The organism is Bradyrhizobium sp. AUGA SZCCT0158 (genome assembly GCF_018130065.1).
Lineage (GTDB): Bacteria > Pseudomonadota > Alphaproteobacteria > Rhizobiales > Xanthobacteraceae > Bradyrhizobium.
The window spans coordinates 133,681-159,612 of record NZ_JAFCME010000005.1 but is presented as its reverse complement, the minus strand read 5'-3'; the positions used below and the strand labels follow the sequence as shown (position 1 = coordinate 159,612).

Annotated in this window: 23 protein-coding genes and 1 tRNA gene; 12 read left to right on the top strand and 12 right to left on the bottom strand. The window is 62.9% G+C overall.

Annotation, left to right across the window (positions count from 1 at the left end; translation table 11 throughout):
* Positions 1-69 precede the first annotated feature (69 nt).
* The 3 genes from ggt (at position 70) to JQ574_RS09305 (ending at position 4,329) form a co-directional block, all read left to right on the top strand.
* Complete coding sequence (ggt, locus tag JQ574_RS09315; protein WP_212210281.1) at positions 70-1,818, top strand: gamma-glutamyltransferase; 1,749 nt, start codon at positions 70-72, stop codon at positions 1,816-1,818.
* Between the two features lie 218 nt (positions 1,819-2,036).
* Entirely contained in the window at positions 2,037-2,927 is an 891-nt protein-coding gene (locus JQ574_RS09310) for an NAD(P)-dependent oxidoreductase (protein ID WP_212210280.1), read from the top strand.
* A gap of 31 nt (positions 2,928-2,958) precedes the next feature.
* Positions 2,959-4,329, top strand: a complete 1,371-nt coding sequence (locus tag JQ574_RS09305; protein ID WP_312014731.1) for a serine hydrolase — start codon at positions 2,959-2,961, stop codon at positions 4,327-4,329.
* 87 nt (positions 4,330-4,416) lie between these two features.
* On the opposite strand, the gene JQ574_RS09300 is transcribed toward JQ574_RS09305, so the two are convergent.
* On the bottom strand, positions 4,417-5,082 hold the full coding sequence (locus JQ574_RS09300) for a glutathione S-transferase family protein (protein WP_212210279.1): 666 nt from the start codon (positions 5,080-5,082) through the stop codon (positions 4,417-4,419).
* Positions 5,083-5,262: 180 nt separating this feature from the next.
* On the opposite strand from JQ574_RS09300, the gene JQ574_RS09295 reads away from it, so the two are divergent.
* From JQ574_RS09295 to panE, 4 genes are all read left to right on the top strand, one after another.
* Positions 5,263-5,853 carry a DUF2239 family protein gene (locus JQ574_RS09295; RefSeq protein WP_212210278.1) on the top strand — a complete coding sequence of 197 codons (591 nt, stop codon included), beginning with the start codon at positions 5,263-5,265 and terminating at the stop codon, positions 5,851-5,853.
* A 123-nt stretch (positions 5,854-5,976) separates the two neighbouring features.
* Complete coding sequence (locus JQ574_RS09290; RefSeq protein ID WP_212210277.1) at positions 5,977-6,582, top strand: 2-hydroxychromene-2-carboxylate isomerase; 606 nt, start codon at positions 5,977-5,979, stop codon at positions 6,580-6,582.
* A gap of 134 nt (positions 6,583-6,716) precedes the next feature.
* Entirely contained in the window at positions 6,717-7,454 is a 738-nt protein-coding gene (locus tag JQ574_RS09285) for an SDR family oxidoreductase (RefSeq protein WP_212210276.1), read from the top strand.
* Positions 7,455-7,556: 102 nt separating this feature from the next.
* Positions 7,557-8,477 carry a 2-dehydropantoate 2-reductase gene (gene panE / locus JQ574_RS09280; protein ID WP_212210275.1) on the top strand — a complete coding sequence of 307 codons (921 nt, stop codon included), beginning with the start codon at positions 7,557-7,559 and terminating at the stop codon, positions 8,475-8,477.
* Between the two features lie 61 nt (positions 8,478-8,538).
* Here panE and JQ574_RS09275 read toward each other — a convergent pair whose 3' ends face one another.
* The 6 genes from JQ574_RS09275 to JQ574_RS09250 form a co-directional block, all read right to left on the bottom strand.
* The gene (locus tag JQ574_RS09275) at positions 8,539-9,117 is read right to left on the bottom strand and encodes a c-type cytochrome (RefSeq protein ID WP_249119234.1); all 579 of its coding nucleotides are present in this window, start codon (positions 9,115-9,117) and stop codon (positions 8,539-8,541) included.
* A 173-nt stretch (positions 9,118-9,290) separates the two neighbouring features.
* Positions 9,291-10,553 carry a sorbosone dehydrogenase family protein gene (locus JQ574_RS09270; protein WP_212210273.1) on the bottom strand — a complete coding sequence of 421 codons (1,263 nt, stop codon included), beginning with the start codon at positions 10,551-10,553 and terminating at the stop codon, positions 9,291-9,293.
* Between the two features lie 319 nt (positions 10,554-10,872).
* Positions 10,873-13,200: a DUF2235 domain-containing protein gene (locus JQ574_RS09265; protein ID WP_212210272.1), complete on the bottom strand. Its 2,328-nt coding sequence runs from the start codon at positions 13,198-13,200 to the stop codon at positions 10,873-10,875.
* A gap of 107 nt (positions 13,201-13,307) precedes the next feature.
* Positions 13,308-13,919: a GDYXXLXY domain-containing protein gene (locus JQ574_RS09260; RefSeq protein WP_212210271.1), complete on the bottom strand. Its 612-nt coding sequence runs from the start codon at positions 13,917-13,919 to the stop codon at positions 13,308-13,310.
* Positions 13,919-15,205, bottom strand: coding sequence for a DUF2157 domain-containing protein (locus JQ574_RS09255; RefSeq protein ID WP_212210270.1), 1,287 nt, complete (start codon positions 15,203-15,205; stop codon positions 13,919-13,921). Before JQ574_RS09255 ends, JQ574_RS09260 begins: the two co-directional genes overlap by 1 nt.
* 192 nt (positions 15,206-15,397) lie before the next feature.
* Positions 15,398-15,472 (bottom strand) — tRNA-Gly (locus tag JQ574_RS09250).
* Positions 15,473-15,930: 458 nt separating this feature from the next.
* Here JQ574_RS09250 and trxA point away from each other — a divergent pair.
* Both trxA and JQ574_RS09240 read left to right on the top strand, forming a co-directional pair.
* Positions 15,931-16,854 carry a thioredoxin gene (trxA, locus tag JQ574_RS09245; protein ID WP_212210269.1) on the top strand — a complete coding sequence of 308 codons (924 nt, stop codon included), beginning with the start codon at positions 15,931-15,933 and terminating at the stop codon, positions 16,852-16,854.
* An 89-nt stretch (positions 16,855-16,943) separates the two neighbouring features.
* Positions 16,944-17,621 (top strand): LON peptidase substrate-binding domain-containing protein, encoded by a 678-nt coding sequence (locus JQ574_RS09240; protein WP_212210268.1) that lies wholly within the window; start codon positions 16,944-16,946, stop codon positions 17,619-17,621.
* 10 nt (positions 17,622-17,631) lie between these two features.
* Here JQ574_RS09240 and JQ574_RS09235 read toward each other — a convergent pair whose 3' ends face one another.
* The 3 genes from JQ574_RS09235 to JQ574_RS09225 form a co-directional block, all read right to left on the bottom strand.
* Positions 17,632-20,130, bottom strand: coding sequence for an EAL domain-containing protein (locus JQ574_RS09235; RefSeq protein ID WP_212210267.1), 2,499 nt, complete (start codon positions 20,128-20,130; stop codon positions 17,632-17,634).
* A 358-nt stretch (positions 20,131-20,488) separates the two neighbouring features.
* On the bottom strand, positions 20,489-21,079 hold the full coding sequence (locus JQ574_RS09230) for an enoyl-CoA hydratase-related protein (RefSeq protein ID WP_212210266.1): 591 nt from the start codon (positions 21,077-21,079) through the stop codon (positions 20,489-20,491).
* A 30-nt stretch (positions 21,080-21,109) separates the two neighbouring features.
* Positions 21,110-21,460: a hypothetical protein gene (locus JQ574_RS09225; protein ID WP_212210265.1), complete on the bottom strand. Its 351-nt coding sequence runs from the start codon at positions 21,458-21,460 to the stop codon at positions 21,110-21,112.
* A gap of 96 nt (positions 21,461-21,556) precedes the next feature.
* Between JQ574_RS09225 and JQ574_RS09220 the strand changes: the two genes are divergently transcribed.
* Positions 21,557-22,096: a TetR/AcrR family transcriptional regulator gene (locus JQ574_RS09220; protein ID WP_212210264.1), complete on the top strand. Its 540-nt coding sequence runs from the start codon at positions 21,557-21,559 to the stop codon at positions 22,094-22,096.
* A gap of 43 nt (positions 22,097-22,139) precedes the next feature.
* Positions 22,140-22,334: a Trm112 family protein gene (locus tag JQ574_RS09215; RefSeq protein ID WP_192740625.1), complete on the top strand. Its 195-nt coding sequence runs from the start codon at positions 22,140-22,142 to the stop codon at positions 22,332-22,334.
* Between the two features lie 58 nt (positions 22,335-22,392).
* Here the strand turns inward: JQ574_RS09215 and JQ574_RS09210 are convergent, their stop codons facing one another.
* Positions 22,393-23,613, bottom strand: a complete 1,221-nt coding sequence (locus tag JQ574_RS09210) for a ubiquinone biosynthesis hydroxylase (RefSeq protein ID WP_212210263.1) — start codon at positions 23,611-23,613, stop codon at positions 22,393-22,395.
* A gap of 208 nt (positions 23,614-23,821) precedes the next feature.
* On the opposite strand from JQ574_RS09210, the gene tesB reads away from it, so the two are divergent.
* On the top strand, positions 23,822-24,685 hold the full coding sequence (gene tesB / locus JQ574_RS09205) for an acyl-CoA thioesterase II (protein WP_212210262.1): 864 nt from the start codon (positions 23,822-23,824) through the stop codon (positions 24,683-24,685).
* 20 nt (positions 24,686-24,705) lie between these two features.
* On the opposite strand, the gene JQ574_RS09200 is transcribed toward tesB, so the two are convergent.
* Positions 24,706-25,623, bottom strand: coding sequence for a DUF4339 domain-containing protein (locus JQ574_RS09200; RefSeq protein WP_212210261.1), 918 nt, complete (start codon positions 25,621-25,623; stop codon positions 24,706-24,708).
* Positions 25,624-25,932: the final 309 nt, after the last annotated feature.

Below are 25,932 nucleotides of genomic sequence, written 5' to 3'. Positions count from 1 at the left end.
ATAGCATGCGATTATCATGCGTGTGCGATTGCCAGGCATTACACCGGCTCCAACTGCGGCGGATTTTGGATGATTTTCTGCACGAATAAGTGGCGTAGCGCGCTGGCGACCATCACGCTCGTTGTTGCATGCAGCACAGCGGCGTATGCGCAGGAGCAACGCCGCCTCTATACACCGCCGGACCTTGCCACGGTTCGCGCCGTATCCGCCCAGCAGGGCATGGTAGTGGCGCAGGAAAAACTCGCGGCCCGCATCGGCGCCGACATTTTGCGGCAGGGCGGCAATGCGGTCGACGCCGCGGTCGCGACCGGCTTTGCGCTGGCGGTGACCTACCCGCGCGCCGGCAATATCGGCGGCGGCGGCTTCATGGTGATTCATTCCGCCGAGCGCAACGAAGCCGTCGCGATCGATTATCGCGAGACCGCGCCAGCAGCCGCCACGCGCGACATGTATCTCGGCGCCGACGGCAAACCCGACACCGACAAATCGCGCAATTCGGCGCTCGGCATCGGCGTGCCCGGCACCGTGGCGGGCCTGGCGCTGGCGCTGGAAAAATACGGCTCCGGCAAATTCACCCTCGCACAGACCATCCAGCCATCGATCGAACTGGCCCGCGACGGTTTTATCGTCGCCGACGACATGGCCGATACCCTCTCCGACATGTATCGCCGGATGGCGCGCTGGCCGAATTCCGCAAAACCTTTCTCGCGTGCCGATGGTGAGCAGCTGCGCGACGGCGACCGGCTGATCCAGCCTGATCTGGCGGCCACGCTGACCGCGATCGCCGAACAGGGCCCGCGCGGCTTCTATGAAGGACCGGTTGCCGAAAAACTGGCGAAGGCGGTGAGCAGTGCCGGCGGCATCATGACGCCGGACGATCTGAGATCATATCAGGCGCTGCTCCGCGCGCCGGTGCGCGGCAATTACCGCGGCTACGACATCGTCTCGATGCCGCTGCCGTCGTCGGGCGGCACGGTGTTGCTGGAAACGCTGAACATCCTCGAAGGCTTTCCGATGTCCGACATGAAGCAGGGCTCGGCGCCCTCGCTGCATGTCATGATCGAGGCGATGAAGCGCGCCTATGCCGACCGCGCCCGCTATCTCGGCGATCCCGATTTCGTCAACGCACCGATGCAGGTCCTGCTTGCCAAGGATTATGCGGCGAGGCAACGCGCCAGCATCGATCCGGAACGCGCAACGCCGTCGGCCGATGTCTTGAAGATTACCCCGCAACGCGAGGGCAGCAACACCACGCATTATTCGGTTGTCGACTCCAGTGGCAACGCCGTCAGCAACACCTACACCCTGAACTTCCCCTATGGCGTCGGCCTGGTCGCCGACGGCACCGGCGTGCTGCTCAACAACGAACTCGACGATTTCACCGCCGCGCCCGGCGCCTCCAACGCCTTCGGGCTGGTGGGTTTTGAGGCCAATCTGCCCGGCCCCGGCAAGCGGCCGCTCTCGTCGATGTCGCCGACCATCGTGCTGAAGGACGGCAAGCCGGTGCTGGTGACGGGAACGCCCGGCGGCAGCCGGATCATTTCGGCGGTGCTGCAGGTCGTCGTGAACGCGCTGGACTACAAGATGGATGTTGCGGCTGCCGTCGCCGCGCCACGCGTGCATCATCAGTGGATGCCCGACGAAGTGCGCGCAGAACGCGGCTTTCCGCAGGAGACGCTCGATGCGCTGAAGGCCAAAGGGCATCAGGTGATCGTGCCGCTCGGCCAGACCTCGGCCAATTCGATCGCTGTTACGCCCACCGGCCTGCTCGGCGCTCCCGATCCGCGTACGCGTGGTGCAGAGGCGGCGGGGCAGTGACGTAAAGCCGCCGATTTGCCTGATCGCATCATCGGCGTAGGATTGTTTTTCTGAAGTGTCGCCGTGAACAAAGGTGTGTTCCCTCCCCCCTTGCGGGGGAGGGTTAGGGAGAGGGGTTCACACGAGCGGTCCCGATGACGCCACCCCTCTCCCCGACCCTCCCCCGCAAGGGGGGAGGGAGCATAGCCATTTGTGCGTCCCTAACCTGGAGTCCTCCCATGACATCCCTCAAAGGCAAGACGCTGTTCGTATCCGGTGGCAGCCGCGGCATTGGGCTGGCGATAGCGCTGCGCGCCGCGCGTGACGGCGCCAATGTCGCGATCGCGGCCAAGACCGCCGAGCCGCACCCAAAGCTCAAGGGCACCATCTACACCGCCGCCGACGAGGTGCGCGCCGCCGGCGGCAAGGCGCTGCCGGTGCTGTGCGACATCCGCGACGAGGCGCAGGTGATCGCGGCGATTGACAAGGCCGTGGCCGAGTTCGGCGGCATCGACATCTGCGTCAACAATGCCAGCGCCATCAGCCTGACCAATTCGCAGATGACCGACATGAAACGGTTCGACTTGATGATGGGCATCAATACGCGAGGCACCTTCCTGGTGTCGAAATATTGCATCCCGCATCTGAAGAAGGCCGAAAACCCGCACATCCTGATGCTGTCGCCGCCGCTCGACATGAAGACGAAATGGTTCGAGCATTCCACCGCCTATACGATGGCCAAGTTCGGCATGAGCATGTGCGTGCTCGGGCTGTCAGGTGAACTGAGATCGGCAGGCGTCGCCGTCAACGCGCTGTGGCCGCGCACCACGATCGCGACCGCCGCGGTCGGCAATCTCCTCGGCGGCGACGCCATGATGCGCGCCAGCCGCACGCCTGAAATCATGGGCGACGCTGCTTACGTCATCTTCACCAAGCCGTCCCGCGAATTCACCGGGCGGTTCTGCATCGACGACAAGGTGCTCTATGCCAGTGGCGTGCGCGATTTCGAACCTTACCGCGTCGACAAATCTGTAGCCCTGATGCCGGACTTCTTCGTCCCTGATGATGACGTCCCGCCGCCCGGCGTCACCGTGCAGGCGCTGCCCTCGGTCGCCGCCGCGAAGCCGTAGCGCTGGGAACGGACTGATAGCGGAGAGACGTGTGGGCTGGCGAAGTTGGACCGCTGTCGCGTTGCTGCTGACCGTGTCGGCGACGGCCTGCATCATCTACCGCCCCGATCGCACGATCCGCATCGCCACCGGCTTGGTCGCGCACAATGTCTGCGCCAAGACCTTCGTCTCCGGCCTCGATCCGCAAACCGTGTTTTCGGAAACCATCGAGCGTCCCGGACTGCGCCGCCTGCGCACGGCGCTGCGATTCCACGTTGATCACGCGGCGATGAGTGTCGATGCGTCGGCGGCATGGATGTTCGGCAGCCGCGCTATCTATCATGAAGGGCTCGGCTGCGTGCTGCGGCACGGAACGAAGGAGCCGTACATCCTCAGGAGCGACATCGACGCATTGAAGGTACCGAAATCCCCGCCGCTGCTGGGCGAGATTGCCGGCCCCGATGTCGTGGCGCCGTCCAATCCGGCATTGAAGGCCGCGCTCGATCACGCCTTCGAGGAGCCAGCCGAGCCGCCGTTCCGGCGCACCAAGGCTGTCGTCGTGGTGCATGACGGCAGGGTGATCGCCGAGCGCTACGCCAGCGGCATCGGCGTCAACACGCCGCTGCCCGGCTTTTCCATGACCAAGTCGGTGACCAATGCCTTGATCGGCGTGCTGACCCAGCAAGGCCTTGTCACGCCATCGATGCCCGCGCCGATACCGGAATGGCGCGGCGATCTCAGGCGCGAGATCGAGGTCGAGCAGTTGCTGCGCATGACCACCGGGCTGGCACTCGATGAGGCCAGCAGCTTCGGCCAGATGGTCTATCTGACCGACGACATGGCCGGCTTCGCAGTCAACGCTACGCTTGTCGCGCCGCCGGGCACGCGGTGGGCCTATTCCAGCCCGACCACGCAATTGTTGGCGCGGATCATTCGCGATGCCGTCGGCGGACCGGAGCAGAGCCTGGCGTTTGCGTGGCGCGAACTGTTCAATCCTCTCGGCATGCGCAACGTCACGCTCGAATTCGACGCGACGGGCACGCTGCAGGGATCGACCAACATGCTGGCGAGCGCGCGGGACTGGGCGCGGTTCGGACTGCTGTTTGTCAATGACGGCGTTGTCGGCGGCAAACGCCTGCTGCACGAGGACTGGGTGGATTTCTCCGCCGCCGCCACGCTCGACACCGACTATGGCGCCGGCTTTTTGACCAACCGCAGCGAGCATGAACGCGCCAAGGAGCGCGTGCGGCTCGGTATCCCCCGCGACGCGTTCTTTGCAGCCGGCGATCTCGGCCAGCGCATCGTGATCATGCCGTCACAGCGTCTCGTCGTCGTGCGTCTCGGCGACAGCGTCGATCCGGAAGGCGACATCAAAGGGCTCGCCAGGTTGGTGAAGGAAGTGATCGCGGCGGTAGGGCCGTGAGGCGTCATTGCGAGCGAAGCGAAGCAAGTGCGGCATAGCGGACCGATGGATTGCTTCGTCGCTTTGCTCCTCGCAATGACGGGGGAGCTACCTCCCCACCACATACGGCCCGCCCTTTTCCAGCGCGCGGGCATAGGCCGGACGGGCGTGGATGCGCTCGAGGAACGCCATTGCCTGCGGATGTCCCTGCTCCAGCCCGCCGCGCGCCGCGGCGGCTTCGAGCGGAAAGCTCATCTGGATATCGGCGCCGGAGAATTCGTTGCCGGCGAACCATTCGCTTTTCGCCAGTTCGCTCTCCCAGTAATCCATGTGCTGCTTGAGCTGCGGATTGACCAGTGTGGTCAGCGCCGTGTTGCAGACCTTGCGCACCAGCGGCCGCAGCAACGCCGGCGCACGCTTCGGCATCAGCGTGAACAACAGTTTGAGCAGCAGCGGCGACATCGCGGAGCCCTCCGCATAGTGCAGCCAATAGGTGTAGCGCAGCCGCTCCGGCGTATTCGTTGCGGGGATCAGCTTGCCGTTGCCATAGGTGCCTATGATGTACTCGGCGATCGCGCCTGACTCCGCGATGGTGTTACCGTTGTCGGTGATCACGGGCGACTTGCCGAGCGGGTGAATGGCGCGCAGCTCTTTCGGCGCGCGCATGTCGGCCTGGCGCTGATAACGCACGATCTCGTAGGGCACGGCGAGCTCTTCGAGCAGCCACAGCACGCGCTGCGAGCGGGAATTGTTGAGATGGTGCACCGTCAGCATGGCTGTCCCTCCGGGAATTGCGGATGTTCCCGTATCAGGCCTTGGCCGGTTTTGCGACTTGCCAGCCCTAGACAATAGGACGGCATATTATAGGGCTGAGGAACAAAATACCCGGGTAATATTGACAGACCAAATATACCCGGGTATATTTATCCCATGTGGCTGTTTCGGAAACGCAAAATGACCCAAAGCTTTACCGCCTTCGAAGGCGAACGGCGCTTCATTACCGGCTCCCTTGCCCAGGTGGCGCTCGCCATCAAGCGGGCCGGCCGGATGGCCGGCTCGGTCCACATCTTCAGCGACAGCAGCGGCCGACCGCTCGATCTGGACCTGCGCGGCAGCGAGGACGAAATCGTCGCGAGGCTTCCACGCACCGAGCCCGAGGCCGCTGCTCCCGAACTCGGGCCGGCGGAGCCGCGCGGCCGCGGCCGGCCCAAACTCGGCGTGGTGGCACGCGAGGTGACGCTGTTGCCACGGCACTGGGAATGGCTGAACACCCAGCCCGGCGGCGCGTCGGTGGCCTTGCGCAAGCTGGTGGATGAAGCCCGCCGCATCAACGGTGATCGCGACCGCCTGCGCGCGGCGCGCGATGCGGCCTACCACTTCATGTCTGCGATGGCCGGCAATCTCGCCAATTTCGAGGAAGCTTCGCGCGCTCTGTTCGCCGATGACCGGCGCCGCTTCGCCGGACTGATCGCGGATTGGCCGGTGGATGTGCGCGACCACATCGTCAAGCTGGCCTACAGCGACCAGGCCGCGCAGGGAACATGACTTCGCGAAAACGATGGAGCGGGCTGACGGCGTCAGCCCGCTCTATCTGTTGATCTCGCAGCATCGACCGGCTAGGCTCATTTGGATGATAGTAATCATATAAGAAACCGTCAGGAGGATGCCGTGAGCTCCAATCCGCAGTTCCTGTTCGATTTCGGCAGCCCCAACGCCTTCCTCAGCCACGAGGCGATCCCGGCGATCGAAAAGCGGACCGGCACGAAATTCGAGTATGTCCCGGTGCTGCTCGGCGGCATCTTCAAGGCCACCAACAACAAGTCGCCGGCCGAAACGCTCGCCGGCGTCAAGAACAAGCGCGAGTTCCACGCGATCGAGACCGAACGCTTCGTCAAGCGCTTTGGCGTCAAGCCCTACACCTGGAATCCATTTTTTCCCGTCAACACGCTGAACCTGATGCGAGCAGCGGTCGCGGCGCAAATGGAAGGTGTGTTCGAGAAATATGTCGAAGCTGCGTTTCATCACATGTGGGTCGAGCCGAAGAAAATGGACGACCCGGAAGTCGCCGCGAAGGCGCTGGCCTCCTCCGGCCTCGATGCAGGCAAGCTACTGGCCCGCTCACAGGACGCGGATGTAAAGGCAAAGCTGATCGAGAACACGCAAGCCGCGGTCGAGCGCGGCGCGTTCGGCTCGCCGACGTTCTTTGTCGGCAAGGAGATGTTCTTCGGCAAGGAACAGCTGCGCGAAGTCGAGGAGATGGTTGTGGGGAAATGACGCGTAGCGTCATCCCGGGGCGCGCAGCGAACCCGGGATCTCGAGATTCTCAGATGTGCAATTGCACATCGTAGTTCGATGCTGCGCATCGCCCCGGAATGACGGCGCCACAGAGGCAGATGTGGAGTTCACCAATGCAAAAACGAAACGCCACCGTCGCAGTGATCGGCGCCGGCGACTACATCGGCGGCGAGATCGCCAAGAAATTCGCCGCCGAAGGTTTCACCGTTTTCGCCGGCCGACGGGACGGCGCCAAGCTGGAGCCGCTGAAGAAAGAGATCGAATCGGCCGGCGGGTCGATCGTGGCGCGCTCGCTCGATGCGCGCAAGGAGGACGAGGTCGCCGCCTTCCTCAACGACGCCGACGCGCACGCGCCGCTGGAGGTCTGCATCTTCAATGTCGGCGCCAACGTCAATTTCCCGATCCTTGAGACCACCGACCGCGTGTTTCGAAAGGTCTGGGAGATGGCCTGCTGGGCCGGGTTCCTGGCGGGCCGGGAATCGGCGCGGCTGATGCTGCCGCGCGGCCAGGGCAACATCTTCTTCACGGGCGCGACCGCGAGCCTGCGCGGCGGCAGCGGTTTTGCCGCCTTTGCCAGCGCCAAATTCGGCCTGCGCGCGGTGGCGCAATCGATGGCGCGCGAGCTCGGGCCAAAGAACATCCATGTCGCGCATCTGATCATCGATTCCGGCGTCGACACTGCCTGGGTGCGCGAGCGCCGCGAGCAGCTCTGGGGCAAGGAAGCCCTCGATAATCCTGACTTGCTGATGCCGCCGGCCTCGGTCGCGGCGTCCTATTGGCAGCTCTACCAGCAGCCGCGCAGCGCCTGGACGTTCGAGTTGGAGATTCGTCCGTTCGGGGAGAAGTGGTAAGGTGGCGAATGGCGAGTGGTGAATAGCGAATGGGCCTTCCCCATTTCGCCATTCGCTACTCACTATTCGCCCTCCAAGAACAACAACAACAGGACTAAACCAATGCGCATTCTCGTGGTCGGCGCCGGCGCCATCGGCGGATATTTCGGCGGCAGGCTGCTTCAGGCCGGGCGCGACGTGACGTTTCTGGTGCGGCCCAAACGCGCCTCTGAACTCGCCTCCGCCGGCCTCGTCATCAAGAGCCCTGGCGGCGACGTCACGCTGAAAAATCCGCCGACGGTGCAGGCCGACAAGCTCTCGGAAAAATTCGACGTGGTGCTGCTGAGCTGCAAAGCGTTCGACCTCGATGACGCCATAAAATCCTTTGCGCCGGCGGTTGGCCCAAATACGGCGATCATCCCGCTGCTCAACGGCATGCTGCACTTGAACGTGCTCGACGAAAGATTTGGCGCGGAGTGCGTGCTGGGCGGCCTCTGCGCTATTGCCGCGACGCTCAATGAGGCGCGCGAGGTGGTGCAGCTGGCGCCGATGCAGTCGCTCAATTTCGGCGAACGCGACGGCACCATGTCGGACCGCGTCCGTGCGATCTCGGAAATCTTCACCAGCGGCAATATCGGCGCACTTGCCAGCGAGCACATCATGCAGGACATGTGGGAGAAGTGGGTATTCCTCGCCTCATTGGCGGCATCGACCTGCCTGATGCGCACTTCGGTGGGGAACATCCTGGCGGTGACGGGCGGCAGGGATTTCCTGCTCGGCATGCTCGATGAGACCAGCGCGATCGCAAAGGCCGCAGGTCACGAGCCGACAGGCCCGTTCTTCCAGCGCACGCGGGGCCTGTTGACCACCGAAGGTTCACCGATGACGGCGTCGATGTTCCGCGACATCAAGGGAGGCTTTCCGGTCGAAGCCGATCACGTCATCGGCGATCTCGTCGCCCGCGCCGACGCCGCGAAAATTCCGGTGCCGAAGCTGCGCATCGCCTACACCCATCTCAAGGCGTATGAAAAGCAGCGGGGGTAGCGACACGCCGCGGGATCTATTTTTTTGGCGTCGTCCCGGCCTTGAGCCGGGACGACAGCAATTACAAATGCGCCAGATAATGCGCCAGCGCCTCGATCTCTTCTTCGCTGAGGGAATAGGCGACACTCGCCATCGCCGCCATGCCGCCGCCGGACCGCACCCCTGATTTGTAGTCGTGCAGCGCCTTGACGAGATAATCCTGACGCTGCCCGGCGACGCGGGCGACCGCCTTGGTGCCGGCGTAGTCCGGCAGGTGGCAAGACGCGCAACGCCCGCCCACGGCCGCCTGCGCGCCCTTCTTCGACAGATCCGGCTTGTCGTCGGGCGGCGCCTTCGGCGGCGGGAGCTGCGCGAAATAGGCGCCGAGATTGCGGATGTCCTCGTTGTTGAGCTGATCGACGATCGGCTGCATCTGCTCGTTCTTGCGGGCACCGGCACGGTAGAACACCAACTGCCACTGGATGAACATGTCCGGCTGCGCCGCCAGCGAGGGAATGTTTTCCATCTGCGAAATGCCGTTCTCGCCGTGACAGCCGACACACAATTCGGCCTTCGCCTTGCCGGCGGCGATATCGGCGGCATGGGTGGGGCCGCAGATCATCGCTGCTGCTAGTAGGATCCCGGTAAACGCAAGTCGCATCATGGCTCTCCCGTCGTCATGGCCGGGCTTGACCCGGCCATCCATCTCTCTTCAACAAATTTTGCGTTGATGGATGCCCGGATCAAGTCCGGGCATGACGAGCATGTTCCATTCCAAAACGCGAAGCTGCGGCCACTCGTTCCCGAGCAACCGCAGCCCCTATTATCTCCGCCCTACTTCTTCGCGTAGCTGATGCGATAGATCGCACCGGCCCAGTCGTCGGACACCAGGATCGAGCCGTCCTTGTCGAGGACGATGTCGTTGGGACGGCCGAGATAGCCCTGGTCGCCTTCGAGCCAACCGGAAGCAAAGATTTCCTGCTTGGCGTTCTTGCCGTCGGGACCGACGATCACGCGCTTGATCCGGGCGCCCTGATACTTTTTCCGGTTCCAGGAGCCGTGTTCGGCGATCAGGATGTTGTTCTTGTACTCGGCGGGGAATTGGCTGCCGGTGTAGAACTTCATGCCGAGCGGCGCCACATGCGCGCCGAGATTGAGCACGGGCGGTGTGAACTCCGAGCACTTGTGACCCATCGCGAATTTCGGATCCGGCATATTGCCCTGGTGGCAATAGGGATAGCCGAAATGCTCGCCGATCTTCGAGATCATGTTGAGCTTGTCGCTCGGCAGGTCGTCACTGATCCAGTCACGGGCGTTTTCCGTGAACCAGAGCCGCCCGGTGCGCGGATCGACGTCGCCGCCGACGCTGTTGCGGACGCCGAGCGCCCAGATTTCCGCATTGCCGGTCTTGGGATCGACGCGACGGATCTGCGAGACGCTGGTCGGCGGAATGCCGATGTTGAAGGGAGGTCCGAACGGCAGATAGAACCAGCCCTCCTTGTCGACCGCGATGTATTTCCAGCCATGCGCGGCGTAGGACGGCATGTCGTCATACACCACCTTGCCGGCGCCGAGATTGTCGATATTGGCTTCGGCGTTGTCGTAGCGGATCAGCTTGTCGACCGCGATGACGTAGAGCGCGCCGTCGCGGAACGCGAGGCCGGTGGGCATGTTGAGGCCCTTGAGGATGGTCTTGACCTCCTTCTTGCCGCCATTGTCCTTGATCGCATAGACGTTGCCGAGGCCGAACGAGCCGACGAACAGCGTGCCCTTGTCGCCCCAGGCCATCTGCCGCGCCGCAAGCACGCCCGAGGCGTAGACCTCGATCTTGAAGCCCGCTGGCAATTTGATCTTCGGGATCAGCTTGGCGAGTTCGGCGTCCGTCGCGCCGGTCGGCGGGCCGGACGGCGGCGCCTGTCCCCTCTGCGCCTCGGTCTCGTCGCCGAGAAACCAGTCGGGCGGCGGGTTGGTCCAGAATTCCTTGGTGCCGGATTCGTATTTCTTGAGCGGCTTCTGTTGCGCGTTGGCCTGGCCGGCCCCCGCGACAACGAGGATCGCCGTGAGCGCAAGAACAGATCGATGGAAAGCCGATTTCATCGCGTCACTCCCTATGCAGCCTTGGAGGCTGCGCCTGTTATTATTTTGAACGTTCGAGGCGAACTTGGTCAGGTGAGGTGGAATAGACCCTAAAATGGTAGCACATCCATTGCAGGAGAGAAGCGTAGGCTGCGCTACCCTGTCAGACGAAATTAGATTGAGTGGAAATATTCTTCGTCCGGTTTTGTTTCGGGCTTTTTGCAAGGGACGCGCTGCACCGCAATATTCGTTTCGAGCCAGCGCCGCGGCCGGATCGAACGGTGGCCGGGCGTCGAAGCACCTTGATCCGGAAGGCGAGGATCGCCACGGGATGAGAGCGCTACCGCGTGCGCTTCACCGTCAGCACGGCGGTGCCGCGGTTGTTGCGGTAGAGCAAATCGTAAAGACCGGGGATGCCGATCACGGCGTCGTTGACGAAGACGAACAGTTCTTCCTTGCCGTTCGGCGCAATCGTCGGCGTGATGTTGAACTGGATAATGTCGTCGTAGGGATCTGGCTCGTAGGAGTCTTCTTCGCCGCCGACGTTACCAAAACGCAAAACGATGCGGAACCAGTCCTTGGATAATTCCCGCCGCATCGGCAGCAATAGCCAGAGATAGACGCGCTCGTACCATTGCGGCCGCTCTTTGCTGGAAAAGCCCCCGACCGGCGTGCCGATGCGGGCAAGGCCATTGAACCATTGCTTGTCTTGGCCGTTTTTGTCGCCGGCTTGAATAGTCACATAATAGCGGCCGCGATGCTGCAGCAGGATGCCGGTCGCCTTGCACAAATCCGACGTCTCGAATTCGACGCGCGCGGTCTGGTTGACGGCGAGCACCGCGGGTTTCGGATCGGAATCGCGATGCACGCAGGTATATCCGGCCATGTCCCAGCCGTCGTAAGCAAGGTGGCTGACAAGCGCAAATCCGAGATAGACGAACACAGCCGCGAAGAAGCCCGGAGCGATCCTTTGCTTCAAAGTGTCCTGGATGCGGATGTAAAGCGGGCTGCTGCGCAGATCATAGATCCAGTTGTCAGGGAGCGCTGACGGCGCTCCCGGCGACTTCCGCCAGATCGAGGCCATCAGGTTCGACGTGCGGCCTGCGATCTTCGAGGACAGGACCAGCAGGCCTGTGACCAGGACAGCGATGAAGGCGAACCAGCCCGGCGCGCGCGCGTAACCGTCGATCCAGGTCGTCGCAAAGTCCGGCAGGAATCCGCCGACAAAGCGTACGAGGTGGGACACCCAGCGGATCGGACTGGTATATTCATCGTAGCGTTGCGCGCTGCTGATGAGCGGAAAGACGAGCAGCCACAGCGTCGCGCCGACGGTAGCGAAATAGGTGATGCGGCGCAGCCAGACCCAGTTCCAGACATGCTCCTGCGCCAACGCGCGCTGCGCCGCGGCGGCGCTCGTCTCAAAGGGTTGCGTGGCGGGCGCGATGCTGAACTTGTCGGGCGCGACGATCTCGCCGTCCTCCTTGACGACGTCGTAATATGGCGGCAGGCCGACCGGCGCGTAGCCATGCGCGTTGTTCTCGATGCGCCGGAAGACGCTTTCGTGAATCTTGGCGCTGACGACGTCGACCTCGTCTTCTTCCAGCTTCTTCGTATAGAAGGCCGGCACCAGCTTGCGCGGCCCGTAGCGATAGTATCCGCCAAGGCCCTTGCGCGGATCGTACAGCCGTCCGTCCTTGTCGCGCTTCGAGATCGCGTTCTTGAATGTATCGGGATCGGCAATCATGTGGTCGGGGCTCGGCGGCTGGCCCGCATAATCCGACTTGAATCTGAGCCCGCAGCGCCTCGCCTCGGTGATCATCCAGACGAAGGGGATGTGGGCCAGCGCATCGTCGGGATAGCCGCCGCCGACATTGGTATGCACGCCGGCGAACCAGACCTGGCTGATACGTTCGTCCTTGATGAAGCGCTTTGCTGTGGGATCCACCGCCGCCGCGCCGCCATTGGTGCCGGCGGTCTCGTCCCAGAGCTGCGGGTGGAAGGTGGTGCGTTCCTCGTCGAGCGCCAGCGCCTGGCAAGCGCGCGCGACGCTCGCGGACAGATGCTTGCCCGGCAGCTCGAGCCGCCAGAGATATTTATGAATGCCGCGGGTCATTTCGTCGACCGGCATGCCGTAGGCGGCAACCGTGTCCCAGACGCCGATGAACCTGACCTTGACGTTCCTGCGAACCTCCTTGGGCGGGTAGTGCGGACCGAACTTGTTGCGGAACCACTGGTAGGGTGCTTCCAGCCTCAGGTCATGATAGCGATCCCGGCGATAGGCGCGGTAGGCCGCACTCGCGAGACTATGCAGTTCGGCTTCGTTATCGGCTTTGACCAGCCCTTGGCTGTCGATCAACCCCATCACGATCCGGATCGTAAAGGCACCGCGGCTGAAGCCGAAGCCGAACAATTCGTCGTCCGTGTCGCGATAATTCCGGCAGGCAAACTTGTAGAGCGCGATGACGTTGCGGCGCAGGCCGAGACCGAATGCGCCGCCAAGGATCGCCATCGGCTTGAACGACGAGGTGCCGACGCCGTCGTCATAGAACGCGACCTGGTCGTTGCCGGAAAGATCCAGCGCCTCGAAGGTGCGCCAGACATTGGTGCGCCAGACTTTTGCGGCGGAGTTACCGGTGCCGTCGGACAGCAGAATGATTTTTCGGCTCATGGGACATGCCTCGCCCGCGGCATGAAATGAACATGCAACCTAGGGTAACTACAGGTTGACACGTTCTCTTCGAATAGAGAAGCGTTCCGCGGGCAGGGCGCCGCCTGTCAATACGGCGGCTCGTCATAGACGGGCTTGCCGTCGATCAGCAGGCGCTTGATCGCGGCCTGGCCGGAAGGCGTCACGGCCGCGACCACCTCCAGCCGTGCCTTTTCGGTCGTCTCGATTTTCTTGCCCTCGCCCTGCGGCACGAAATAGCTTTCGAGCCCGTATTTCACGAGGGCGGCACGGATTCCGGGTTTGCAAACTCTCAGCCCGCTCTCGTTGGGTGGGCAAACCGATCCCGCGTCCACCGTGCCCAGAATGACGATATCGGCGCCGGACACCGCCGGCCGCTCGGATGAGATCGCGACCGCCCTCGCCTTGCCGGTCTCGTCGGGCCGCAGGGTCACGAATACTTTTTGTCCCCGCTTGAACTCACTCGTTGAGTCCTTCGGCAAGTCAATTGACGAGATTCGATAATCGAGAATGACATAGTCGCCGCGAAACAGATCGCGCGGATCGACCGGCACGATCTCGAGCCGGACTTCCTGGCCGTTTCGCAATATTTCCGCGCGTTGATAGACCATCGCGAGGATCAGTCCGCAGAGCATCAGCGCGGCGAGGATGTAACGCGGGAGCAACGGCACGCGCCCGATCAGGCTGTCGACGGTACTCATCAGGCCGCACTCCCAGAGGATTGTTCATTGGCACGGCTTGACCAGGTTGCGAGTTTGCGCGCCCCCAAGGCGAGGCCCAGCAGCACGACACCGGCGGCAAGGAAGAACAGGGACTGGTCGAGCAATGTGCCGACCGTGCGCCAGAGCAGGATCAATATCGAAACGCCGAACACCGCGTAGCCGACCATGAAAAATGTCCGCAAGCCGACCAGCAGGCCGCCTGCGATCAAGGCCACCGCGCTGACGAGCACGGCGATGGGGATCAGCACGCGGCTCGGAATTGCGGGGCCGCCCGCCAGCATCAGCGGAATCGTCAAGCCAATGGCGCAGGCCGCGATGATCACAAGCCGCCCCTTGTCCCTGCCCCGCGCCAATCCCGCGAGGGCCGCGATCGCGAGCGCCGCGGCGACATAGGCAAGGCCGAGATGCGCATCGATGGCGTGCTCGAAGCGGACATATTTTTCCAGAACGAGTTCGATTTCAAAGCAGAGCAGCACGCCGAAGGCCCAGCCGCCCCACGGCAAGAGCGCCCGGAACTCGGCGGGCCAGTCGCGGTCCAGCGCCAGCAGCCCGATCGCCATATAGGCTACCGAGAACGCAATGCCGCCATGGATCAGCCGATCCGCCGGCGACCAGATCAGTGAGGCCAGCCAGACGCTCAGCGCCAGAACGGCCGCGTGCGCCACCAGGCGATTTTCGCGGCCCAGCGCCAATGCAAACGCCGGAACGAACAGCAAGAAGAACGGCCAATGAATTTCGCGCCATTGCGCGTCGTCGGACCGTCCGAGCGTCCAAGCCGCCATCGCCGCAAAGGCAATCACGAGCGGGCCGCTCTTGCCCGTCAGCGCCGCCGCGATGAGCGCGCCGATCGCCACCAGCATGGCGCCGGCCGGCCAGTCGCCGGGCAGATGATACATCTGGCCGACCAGCGCCACGCCTGCGCCAAAGCACAGCGTGGCGAACGTCACGGCGGCATCGGCGCCCCAGGGGATCGCGCGCCGGCCGAGTAGCAGGGCAACGGGAAAACAAGCCGCAATCAGCGTGAGAATGCCGACCAGCCTAACCAGGCGTGGAATCTCCTGCCAGTTCGCGGCAACAAAGGCGCTGACGCTGGCCGCCAGCATCAGGGCGCCGAGCATCGCGAAGATGGCGGGCAGGCGCGAGGTCGCCTCTTCGCCAAATCGCGCCTTGCGGATGGAATGGGCCGCGTCGCCCGAGATCACGCCCTCTGCGACCCATTTGACCAGGTCCGCCTCAAGGCGCTGCCGATATCCCCGTTCAAACAATTGCCAGCCTCGCGTGTGTCACGATCCTTGCGGCGCGGCACAAGACGACGCTGCAATCCTTGGTATCAGAAGATGGCATGCAGGTTCGGTGGAAGAAGCAGGCCGCGGCGGCAGGTCGCCCGCCGCCACAAACGACAAAGCCGCCTGACGGCGGCTTGTCATTCAATCATCGGTTTGGCATGCGAGAAATCTTGGAGCGGGCGAAGGGGCTCGAACCCTCGACCCCGACCTTGGCAAGGTCGTGCTCTACCACTGAGCTACACCCGCATCCGAGATGTCGGCGATCGCTCGCCGGCAACGGCAGAGCTATGCCAAATGCAGGCCGTGAATGCAACAGTGCGAACGCGGCCGAAACCACCGAGATAGCCCGATTTTCTTATTTTATTGGCGTGAATCCGTCCGAAACGGCGCCCAAACCGCGGTAATCGGTTCCCCTGTCTCCTCAGCGCGAATTCCTGGGTCAAATTGCCGGGAATCTCGCCGATTCGGACTTCCGCCCGGATGCCCCCGATCCGCCCTCCCGGTCAATTCGTCGCGCCGGCTGGACACGTGATGGGGAGGCCGCCCATCGTTCGGGGCAGCACGCTGCGGGCCGGGCCGATTGAATTTTGTGACCAAGCCGCCATCTAGCGGATGAGAACTTCGCGCCCTTCCGTGCTAGAAGGGCGCCAATCTCTGGGACAGCTTTCGAGACCAATTTTCAAGACATCAGGTGAGGATACATCGTGACGATAATTGAGCAGGGCGGCGGCCCCGCGCCGCAGGCCGTACCCGATCTGATCAAGGATACCACCACCCAGACCTTCGTGAAGGACGTCATCGAGGAATCGAAGCGCCAGCCGGTGCTGATCGACTTCTGGGCGGAGTGGTGCGGTCCGTGCCGTCAGTTGACGCCGATCATCGAGAAGGCCGTCCGCGCCGCCAAGGGCAAGGTCAAGCTGGTCAAGATGAACATCGACCAGCATCCGCAGATCCCCGGCCAGATGGGAATCCAGTCGATCCCGGCCGTGATCGCCTTCGTCAACGGCCAGCCCGCAGATGGCTTCATGGGCGCGGTGCCGGAGAGCCAGGTCACCGCCTTCATCGACAAGCTCACCAAGGGCATGGCCGCACCGGGCGAACCGAACATTGCCGAAATTCTCGCCGAGGCCGAAGCCGTGCTGGCGGAAGGCGATGCGGCTGCCGCGGCGCAGATCTATGCCGAGGTGCTGTCGATCGATTCCACCAATATCGCCGCGTTGGCGGGTCTTGCGAAATGCTACGTGACGACCGGTGCCATCGAGCAGGCCAAGCAGACCATCGCGATGGTCCCGGAATCCAAACGCAATGACGCCGCCGTCAAGGCCGTGCAGGTCTCGATCGATCTCGCCGAACAGGCGCAATCGGTCGGTCCGGTCACCGAGCTGGAACAGAAAGTCGCCGCAAACCCGCTCGATCATCAGGCCCGATTCGATCTGGCGACCGCGCTCAACGCCCAAGGCAACCGCGCCGAAGCGACCAACCAGCTGCTCGAAATCGTCAAGCGGGACCGCAAGTGGAACGAGGATGGCGCGCGCAAGCAGCTGGTGCAGTTCTTCGAAGCGTGGGGCGGGGCCGATGAATCGACCGTGGATGGACGCAGGCGGCTGTCGACGATCCTGTTCTCGTGAGTTGCGTATTCCGCAACCGTGGACGCCGGTTTTGGATTAAGAATACGCACAAGACATAGACATCTCATGCAGTAGAGCCGGGGCCGCAGATGCCGATCAATGCCGAATACCGCGGACCCGGCGAGCTTCCCGAAATCATTCCGGTGTTTCCGCTACCGGGTGCACTGCTGCTGCCGCGCGGCCAGATGCCGCTCAACATCTTCGAGCCGCGCTATCTGGCGATGGTCGACGACGCGCTGCGCGACGGTCACCGCCTGATCGGGATGATCCAGCCGGATATTTCCCACAGCAAGGACGAAGCGCGGCCGATGCTGTTCAAGGTCGGCTGCGTCGGCCGCATCACCCAGCTCGCCGAATCCGGCGACGGTCGCTACATCCTCGAACTCACCGGCATCTCGCGCTTTCGGGTGGTCGAAGAGCTGACGGTGCTGACCGCGTACCGGCAATGCAAGGTGGATTTCTTCCCCTTTGTTGACGACTTCACCGCGCGCAAGGGCGAAGAGGCAGTCGACCGCGAGGCGCTGCTCGAGGTGCTGACCGATTTTCTCAACGCCAACAATTTGAAAGTGGATTGGGAGGGCATCGAGAGCGCGCCCAACGAGGCGCTGGTCAATGCGCTGGCGATGATGTCGCCCTATGGCCCCGCCGAAAAGCAGGCGATGCTGGAAGCGCCCGATTTGAAGACGCGCGCGGAAATCCTGATCGCGGTGACCGAGATGGACCTCGCCAAGAAGCGCACCAGCGGCGGCGATACCGGACTGCAGTAGACCGCGCCGGCTACGCCGCGTTCGCGGCTGCCTTGGCCCGCGAGCGCACCATTTTCGCGACTTCGGCGCTCGTTACCGGCGGACTGAAATAATAGCCTTGCGATTCGAGGCAGGCCTCTCCGCTGAGGATGTCCCATTGTTCCTTGGTTTCCACGCCTTCTGCCGTCGTGGTCTTGCCGAGGCTTACGGCAAATCGAACCACTGCGCGCGCGATGACGCGGGATTCTTTCTTCGGACTCGTCAGCTCGCTGACGAAGCTGCGGTCGATCTTGATCTTGTCGAATGGAAACTTTTGCAGGAAGCTCAGGGATGAATAACCGGTGCCGAAATCATCCAGGGCAATTCGAACGCCCAGTTCGTGCAGCTGACCGAGCGCAGCAAACACGGCTTCGCTGTCGTGCATGATGGCCGTTTCGGTAACCTCGAGTTCGAGCCTTTGCGGCGCAATTCCCGAACCAGCCAGGGCGCTGATAATGACCCGAACCAGGTCCTTGCTTCTGAACTGAGCCGGAGACAGGTTTACCGCGATCTTGAGATGGGCAGGCCATTTTGCCGCCTCTGCGCACGCCGTCCGCAATACCCACTCTCCGATCGGCACGATCAAGCCGGTTTCTTCCGCGAGCGGGATAAAATCGCCCGGCATGACCCAACCGCGCTCGGGATGATGCCAACGCAGCAGCGCCTCAAAGCCGCTGATCTTGCCGTTCTTGAAGTTGACGATCGGCTGGTAGCGGAGTTCGAACTCATTATTGGAAATCGCACTCCGCATATCCCGTTCGAGGTTGCGGCGGGCATGCATGAGTTCGTCGAGTTCCGGCTCGAAGAAGCGGAAGGAACCACGCCCGCCATTCTTGGCGGAGTACAGAGCGAGGTCCGCTTTCTTGAGAATCTCATCGGAATCGGTTCCGTCGCGTGGCGCGACGGCAATGCCGATGCTGGTTCCGACGGTGACCCGGTGATCGCCAAGATCGAAAGGCTCGCAAAGCGCAGCCTTGATGCGTTCGGCGAGCGCCACGGCTTCCACCAGCGGATTTTCCACGCACTCAATGACGGCGAACTCGTCGCCGCCCAGCCGCGCGACCATCGCCGTTTCCCTGACGCACCCCAGCAGCCGCGCCGCAACGGCTTGCAACAGGGCGTCTCCCGTGGGGTGCCCCAGCGTGTCGTTGACCTCCTTGAAGCGGTCAAGATCAAGCATGAGCACCGCGAGATCGGCGCCTCCCCTGCGCGTGATGGAAAGGGCGAGCTCCAGGCGCTTCCTCAGCAGGACGCGGTTTGGCAGATCGGTCAGCGCGTCATGATGGGCCATATGCGTGATCTTGGCCTCGGACCTGCGCTGCTCGGTGACGTCCTGGTGCGTCGCCACCCAGCCGCCACCGGGCATCGGTTGCCTCGTAACGCAGATCAATCGACCATCGGCGAGCTCGTCGACTCGGCTTGCCGGGACGTTGCTTGGCAGCGCATTCAGGGCCGACATCACCTTTGCGGCGCCGTCATTGGTGCCGGTCTTGAGGATGCCGTTGCTGATGCGATGCTCGATGATTTCGCGGTGTGATGTTCCCGCCCGCAACAGTTCCGGCGGCAGCTGATACATCTTCGCGTATCGATCGTTGCAGACGACAAGCCGCTTCTCCGCATCGAACATGCAGAGACCCTCGCCCATGTTATTGATCGCCGAATCGAGCCTGAGCTTCTGCTCCTGCAATTCTCTTTGGGAGCCTTCGACCTGCTGTCGCGCGTGCGAGAGCTGATCGATGATTTCCTCGAATTTGCGCGTCCGGTTGGCGAGGCGGCGATCCGCCAGCACGCCGACCAGGCTCATCCCGAGCACCGACAGCGCCACGCCCGCAATCGCGACAGCGAGAAAGGCGGGAGAAAGTGACATCTCGTCAGGTGCCCGCGTCGGATCGGGGACAATTTCTACCGCGCCCATCGCCGTGAAATGATGCGAGACAATTGCGAGCGTCAGGAAAACCGCCGCGACAAATGTTCCCCACAAATCCTTGTAGCGGACCGCGAACGCGAGCGCCGCATAACCGAACGCCATGCCGATAAGGATGGAGGCGAACACGAGATCGAGCGACCAGGTGACCCGGCCCGGGACTTCGAGCGCCCACATGCCGAGATAGTGCATGCTGGCAATGCCCGCGCCGATGATTCCGCCGCCGATGGGCGCGCGCCACCGGCCGGGCGCATTCGCGGAGAAGCCGAACCCGCCGGACGTCAATATCATTGCCACGGCGAGCGACAGTGCCGTCAAGGCCACGCCGTATCCGGTCGTGACACCGGGTTCGTAAGCGAGCATCGCGATGAAGTGCGTCGCCCAGATCCCGTACCCGATCGCGGCGCCCGCAATTGCAATCCAGATCAGCCGCGTCCTGGATTGCGACGAGATCGCGCGATGAAAGATATGGATGGCGACGACGCTTGCGACAAAGCAAACGAGGCCGGCGAGGAGAACAAATCGCCAGTCGTGTTCGACCGTAAGGCAGCTAAGAACGCGGAACATGTCATTCGGCCATGGTTGTACCTCACCATGGTTACCCGCGCTGGCTATTCGACTCCTTAATTTTCTTGCAGGTTCCGAGGGCGTAGTTATCCGCACGTAAAGAGCGAATGTATAATGGTTGAATACATCAGGGATTCTACGGAAAACCTCGATCTATCTGCCCGTTAGTGTGCATTTGATTGATTGAATCGCTCGATCCGGAACCGCGTGCGGGGCTACTTTCGCGCTGAGCGAAAGCGGGACTGGCGAGGAAGCGCAGCCGTAGTAGTACGGAACTTTCCGTGGTGATACGGGGCTGCGGCAGCGTTGGCGTTAATGCGTTCGCTGCGATCATATCGGAGAGAAAAACGGTTCGTATTCACGGGGTGCTCCAACTCGGCATGCGATTCTCAATATTTGCCCGGTCCGCTTCCACTTGATTGGCGCTGCCGAGCAACGCCTTCTGCTCCGAAGTTTCAGCGGTGAGTGCCGCTTCGGCGTCGCGCGCGACGGCTTGATTGAGCAGCCGTTTGGCAGCGCGGACCGCGTGCGGACTGAGTGATGCGATCTCGCGCGCCGTGGCCAGGGCTGCAGTCCGGGGGTCCGCCTCCAGTCGCGTCGCAAACCCGTACGCGATGGCTTCTTCGGCGGAAAAAGTTCGCGCGGTGTAGGTCAGCTCACGCACCACGTCTTCGCGCGCCAGCTGACGCATAAGTTGGGTACCGGACATATCCGGCGCCAATCCCCACTTCGCCTCGATAATGCCGAGGCGCGTGCCCGGCGCGACGTATCGCATATCGGCACCAAGGGCGAGCTGGAAGCCACCGCCCAGCGCAATGCCGTGAACGGCGGCGATCACGGGGTCGGGTAGCTCGCGCCATAGCCAGACGATGTGCTGCACAAAATTGGCGACACCGTGCGTGCGCCGGTCGAGCCCGGCGAACGGCAGGAGAGCACCGCCGTTTGCCACCGCGGCAGTTCTTTCGACGTCGGGCGATGCCTAATATCCCGCGACCGCCAGTGCGACGACGGCGGTCAGCGCCTTCCATCCAAAACCGCGTCCGCGCGACCACCACGCATTCGCCGCGGCGGCAAAGGCGTAGATCGCGATCACGGTAATGACGATCCAGTGCCGCGCGCTCTCGGAGCCGAAGGAAGGCGCTGCAATCAGCAGCACGGCGCCGCCGATCCACGCCACGGTGCCGGCCTGCCACACCAGCCGGATCAGGGTCCGCAGGCTTTCGGGCTGGATGGTCGCTTTGGCGAACACCTTGGTTTCGCCGAGCACGCCGTGAATCAGGGACACCGCAATTCCGGCGACGCCGGCGCATTGCAGAATGATATCGCGCATCGGATGATGCCTCCATACAGTTGTGTATGGTTATGCGCCGGGGGCTTGGCGGCTGTCAATACAGTGGTGTATGGTGAGATGTCGCAGGGCGGGAACATGGGCGATCAACTCTCGGGGCAGGATTGGGTCGACCAGGGTCTGAAGACGCTGGCGAAAAGCGGCTTCACGGCGCTGAAGGCGGAACCGCTGGCCAAGGCGATGGGGGTGTCGCGCGGCAGTTTCTACTGGCATTTCGCGGATATTTCCGCGTTCCATGCCGCGATCCTCAAGCAATGGCGCGAAATCGCCGCCGAACAGATCATCGCCGGGGTCGAGGCCGCATCAAAGGAAGAGAATCCGCTCGAGGTGCTGCTGCGCCGGGTGTTCGGCGCAAGACTGGCGCTGGAAAACGCGGTCCGCACCTGGGCCAGCGTCGATCCCGCGGCGCGGGCGGCGGTGCAGGCGATCGACCGCCGCAGGCTCGGCTATGTCGAGAGCCTGTTGACGCAGTCCGGCCTATCCGCGGAGGTGGCCCGCGCCCGCGCGCAAATCCTCTATTGGGCGTTTCTCGGGTTTGCCCTGTCGGACCAGCCGCTGCCGAAAGCGCAGCAACAGGCCATGCTCGACGAAATGCTGCGGATAGCCACCTCGCGATGACAAGTTTGGTGTGCTAAGGGACCGGCCAAGCTGGAGATCACAAATGAATTCGACCGAACGCCTCGACAGCACCGTCGATCCGAAATTGCTGGAAATCCTGGTGTGCCCGATCACCAAGGGACCGCTGGAGTTCGACGCCTCCCGCCAGGAGCTGATCTCGCGCTCCGCCAAACTCGCCTACCCGATCCGCGACGGCATCCCGATCATGCTGCCGGAAGAGGCGAGGAAGATCGATTGAAGCGGGCGAATAGTGAGTGGCGAATGGCGAACAGGAAAACCATTCGCCATTCGCGTCCTTACAACGCCTCGCCCTTCAGCAGCCGCGGCACTTCGCCTGATAAGCCCGCGGCCTGGCGGATGAACAGGCTTTTCAGCGGCGGCGCGCGGTCGACCAGGCCCAATCCGATGTCGCGCACGGTGCGCAGCAGCGTCGATTCGTTCGAGAACAGCAAGTTCAGCGAGTTGGTCGCAACGCCCATTGCCATGGTGTCGAAGCGGCGCCAGCGCTGGTACCGTTCGAGCACGTCGGCCTGGCCGAGATCCATGCCGAGCCGCGCCGCATCGACCACGACTTCGGCCAAGGCAGCGACATCCTTCAGCCCCATATTGAGACCCTGACCTGCGATGGGGTGGATCACATGCGCGGCGTCGCCGATCAGCGCCAGACGTTCGGCGATGAAGGAGCGCGCGACGAAATAACCGAGCGGAAACGCGCGCGGCTTGTCGAGCGCCTTGACCTCGCCGAGATGCAGGCCGAAGCGCTGCTCGAGCTCGCCATGAAATTCGTCCTCGCCGAGCGCGGTGATGCGGGCGGCCTCGGTGCGGTTCTCGGTCCACACCAGCGACGAGCGCTTTCCGCTCAGGGGCAGGATCGCGAACGGGCCTGCCGGCAAAAAATGCTCTTCGGCGCGGCCGTGATGATCGCGCTCATGGCCGACGGTGACGACGATGCCGGATTGATCATAGTCCCAGCCATGGGTGGCGATCCCGGCGCGTTCGCGCAGCTTTGAGCGCGCGCCGTCGGCGGCGACCAAAAGGCTGGCTTCGATGATCGTGCCGTCCGCCAGCGTCACGTCGACGCCGTCGGTGCGTGAATCGAACGAGGCCACGGCGGTGGCACGCAGCTCGATGCCCTCGGCCTCGGTCCGCGCCACCAGCGCATCGATCAGATAGCGGTTCTCGACCATATGCGCGAACGGCTCGCCGGGCTCGACATTGCCGGCGAAGGTGAGGAACACCGGACGGGTGGCGTCTTCCAGCCTGGAATCGGTGACGACCATGTCTGTTATCGGCTGCGCGGTGGGCGCGATCTGGCCCCACACGCCGAGTGCCTCGAACAGCCGCCGGCAGGCGGCGACGATCGCGGTGGCGCGCGGATCGCGGCTCGGCTTTGAGGCCAGCGCCGGATCGGCCACGATGACAGGAATATCGCGGCCCAGGCCCTGACGCAGCGCCAGCGCCAGCGCCAGCCCCGCAAAGGCGCCGCCGCAGATGACAATACTTCGCTGTGCCGGCATGCAATCCTTACTCGCGGGTCATGGTCTGTACTTGCTACATGACTATAGCTGGGTGAAACAGAGGCCTGAAACAAGGCCAAACCGTCATTCCGGGGCACGCGCCTTCGCGTGAACCTCAGATGTGCTATCGCACATCGGGGAATCTCGAGATTCCGGGTTCGATACTGCGTATCGCCCCGGAATGACCCAAGCAACCGAAAGTGCCGCCATGTCCGCAAGCGTGACCGACCTGATTTCGATCCTCGACATCGAACCGATTGAGGTGAATTTGTTTCGCGGCAACAGCCCGAAAACCGCCTGGCAGCGGGTGTTCGGCGGCCAGGTGATCGGACAGGCGATGGTGGCGGCGTGCCGCACCGTCGAAGGCCGGCTGCCGCATTCGCTGCACTGCTATTTCATCCTGCCGGGCGACCCGCAGGTCCCGATCATCTACCAGGTCGAACGCTTGCGCGACGGCAAGAGCTATTCGACCCGCCGCGTCACGGCGATTCAACATGGCAACGCGATCTTCTCGATCATGGTCTCGTTCCATGCCGAGGAGGAAGGCGCCTTCAACCACCAGGACAAGATGCCGGACGTGCCGCCGCCGGAAAAGCTCTCCGCCGAGGAAGTGGCAAAACAGCCGGTGTTCAAGGAGATGCCGGAGTTCATCCAGCGCTATTACGAAATGGACCGGCCGATCGAGTTGCGACCGGTCGAACTCGGCCGCTATTTCGGCGAGACCATCGACGACGGCCGCATCAATGTCTGGATCCGCACCGCGGCAAAATTCCCGGACGATCCGGCGCTGCATATGTGCGCGCTGGCCTATGCGTCGGATTTCTCGCTGCTCGATGCCGTGATGGCGCGCTACGGCCGCACGCTGTTCGACAGCAACGTGATGCCGGCCAGCCTCGATCACGCGATGTGGTTTCACCGGCCGTTCCGCGCCGACGAATGGCTGCTTTATTCGCAGGATTCACCGAGCGCACAGGGCGGCCGCGGGTTGGCCCGCGGCCTGATCTTCAAGCCCGACGGCACGCTGGTGGCGTCGGTGGCCCAGGAAGGCTCGATCCGCCAGCGCCGGACATAGCGTTTTCGAGCGATCACGCCTTACCCGTTCGGCTGCGCGCCTCGCTCGGCCAACACCGTCTGCGACGCCAGCCACTGCCACATCCATCGATACACCCATGGAATCGGGATGATGAAGATCGACGCAATGGCCGCCACGATCGCACGCCACAGGAACTCCAGCCCGGTGCCGATGAACAGCACTTCGCGCTGCGTACCCTGAATGTTGCGGCAGAACCACCGCATCATCGCGGTATACACCCACGCCCAGCCGATGATCGTAAAGATCGCGAGCACCCCGAGGATCGAGTATCCCAGAAAGGCCAAGACCGAGCCGGTGAAGCTGAGCCCGAGCGGCTGTCCGTTGGACGCGAGGTTCGCGACGAACCATTTGGCGAACAGCCAGTAGAGCACGATCTGGAGAAGGTTTATCAGATTGCTGAGAATGTCGCTGCCGAGGAAGGCGACGGCAATAACGATCGCGATAAATCCGAAATACCAGGGAACGATGGTCATCGCATTGCCGGTGAAGCTGAGGTTCGGACGGCCCGGCACCTTTACGCACGGCACGATCCAGTTGAGATACCAGACCAGGACCCACGGCGCCGGAATCACCAGCACCATTCCGATAATCATCACGAGGCTGCGCCAGACAAACTCCAGGATGCCGAAATCGATCGACAGCGGGCCACCCCCGTAACCGCCTCCGCCCCCATAACCACCGCCTGCGGCACTGCTCATCGGCGGCGGGCCGCCCGGTTGGGTAACCGACGGCGGGGCACCACCCGCCGGCATCAGGCCGGGAATTTCGCCCGCGCGCTGCCAGCCGGACATTCCCTCGGACCAGACCAGCGTGTCGGCCCTGACTGTCCCCCTCGTGATGAGATCGCGCAGCTGGGCTTCAGGAAAGGGCCCCTGTTGCTGGCCATTCGCTGCATAAAACCACGATCGGTTCGACATTTTTAATCCCTTTGGTCGTGGAAACGGCGGAAGCCGGCGGGGCGGCTGGCGAAAAACCCATTCTGTCGGAGGATCATATTCCCTGTACAGTGACCGAGGTCACCGCTTGCAAATGTTTTCCCCTTAAACCTGCAAGTTTTTTGTGCCATTTGCATAGAAAGATGCCAGATTTGGATTTTGGCAGCGCGCCGCCGGGCGGCCTGCCTGCCGAACACGCCCGAAAGAACGTCAAAAAGACCGCCTGGAAAGACCGTCCAAAAGACCATCCGAGAACTTCCAAGAGAAACTTCCAAGAGAAACGTCCAAGAG

Bases quoted from the DNA above. Each gene is read 5' to 3' on its own strand.
- ggt (WP_212210281.1), top strand. From the start codon at position 70: ATGATTTTCTGCACGAATAAGTGGCGTAGCGCGCTGGCGACCATCACG.
- JQ574_RS09310 (WP_212210280.1), top strand. From the start codon at position 2,037: ATGACATCCCTCAAAGGCAAGACGCTGTTCGTATCCGGTGGCAGCCGC.
- JQ574_RS09300 (WP_212210279.1), bottom strand. From the start codon at position 5,082: ATGCTGACGGTGCACCATCTCAACAATTCCCGCTCGCAGCGCGTGCTG.
- JQ574_RS09295 (WP_212210278.1), top strand. From the start codon at position 5,263: ATGACCCAAAGCTTTACCGCCTTCGAAGGCGAACGGCGCTTCATTACC.
- JQ574_RS09285 (WP_212210276.1), top strand. From the start codon at position 6,717: ATGCAAAAACGAAACGCCACCGTCGCAGTGATCGGCGCCGGCGACTAC.
- panE (WP_212210275.1), top strand. From the start codon at position 7,557: ATGCGCATTCTCGTGGTCGGCGCCGGCGCCATCGGCGGATATTTCGGC.
- JQ574_RS09275 (WP_249119234.1), bottom strand. From the start codon at position 9,117: ATGCGACTTGCGTTTACCGGGATCCTACTAGCAGCAGCGATGATCTGC.
- JQ574_RS09270 (WP_212210273.1), bottom strand. From the start codon at position 10,553: ATGAAATCGGCTTTCCATCGATCTGTTCTTGCGCTCACGGCGATCCTC.
- JQ574_RS09265 (WP_212210272.1), bottom strand. From the start codon at position 13,200: ATGAGCCGAAAAATCATTCTGCTGTCCGACGGCACCGGTAACTCCGCC.
- JQ574_RS09260 (WP_212210271.1), bottom strand. From the start codon at position 13,919: ATGAGTACCGTCGACAGCCTGATCGGGCGCGTGCCGTTGCTCCCGCGT.
- JQ574_RS09240 (WP_212210268.1), top strand. From the start codon at position 16,944: ATGCCGATCAATGCCGAATACCGCGGACCCGGCGAGCTTCCCGAAATC.
- JQ574_RS09235 (WP_212210267.1), bottom strand. From the start codon at position 20,130: ATGTTCCGCGTTCTTAGCTGCCTTACGGTCGAACACGACTGGCGATTT.
- JQ574_RS09225 (WP_212210265.1), bottom strand. From the start codon at position 21,460: ATGCGCGATATCATTCTGCAATGCGCCGGCGTCGCCGGAATTGCGGTG.
- JQ574_RS09220 (WP_212210264.1), top strand. From the start codon at position 21,557: ATGGGCGATCAACTCTCGGGGCAGGATTGGGTCGACCAGGGTCTGAAG.
- JQ574_RS09215 (WP_192740625.1), top strand. From the start codon at position 22,140: ATGAATTCGACCGAACGCCTCGACAGCACCGTCGATCCGAAATTGCTG.
- JQ574_RS09210 (WP_212210263.1), bottom strand. From the start codon at position 23,613: ATGCCGGCACAGCGAAGTATTGTCATCTGCGGCGGCGCCTTTGCGGGG.
- tesB (WP_212210262.1), top strand. From the start codon at position 23,822: ATGTCCGCAAGCGTGACCGACCTGATTTCGATCCTCGACATCGAACCG.
- JQ574_RS09200 (WP_212210261.1), bottom strand. From the start codon at position 25,623: ATGTCGAACCGATCGTGGTTTTATGCAGCGAATGGCCAGCAACAGGGG.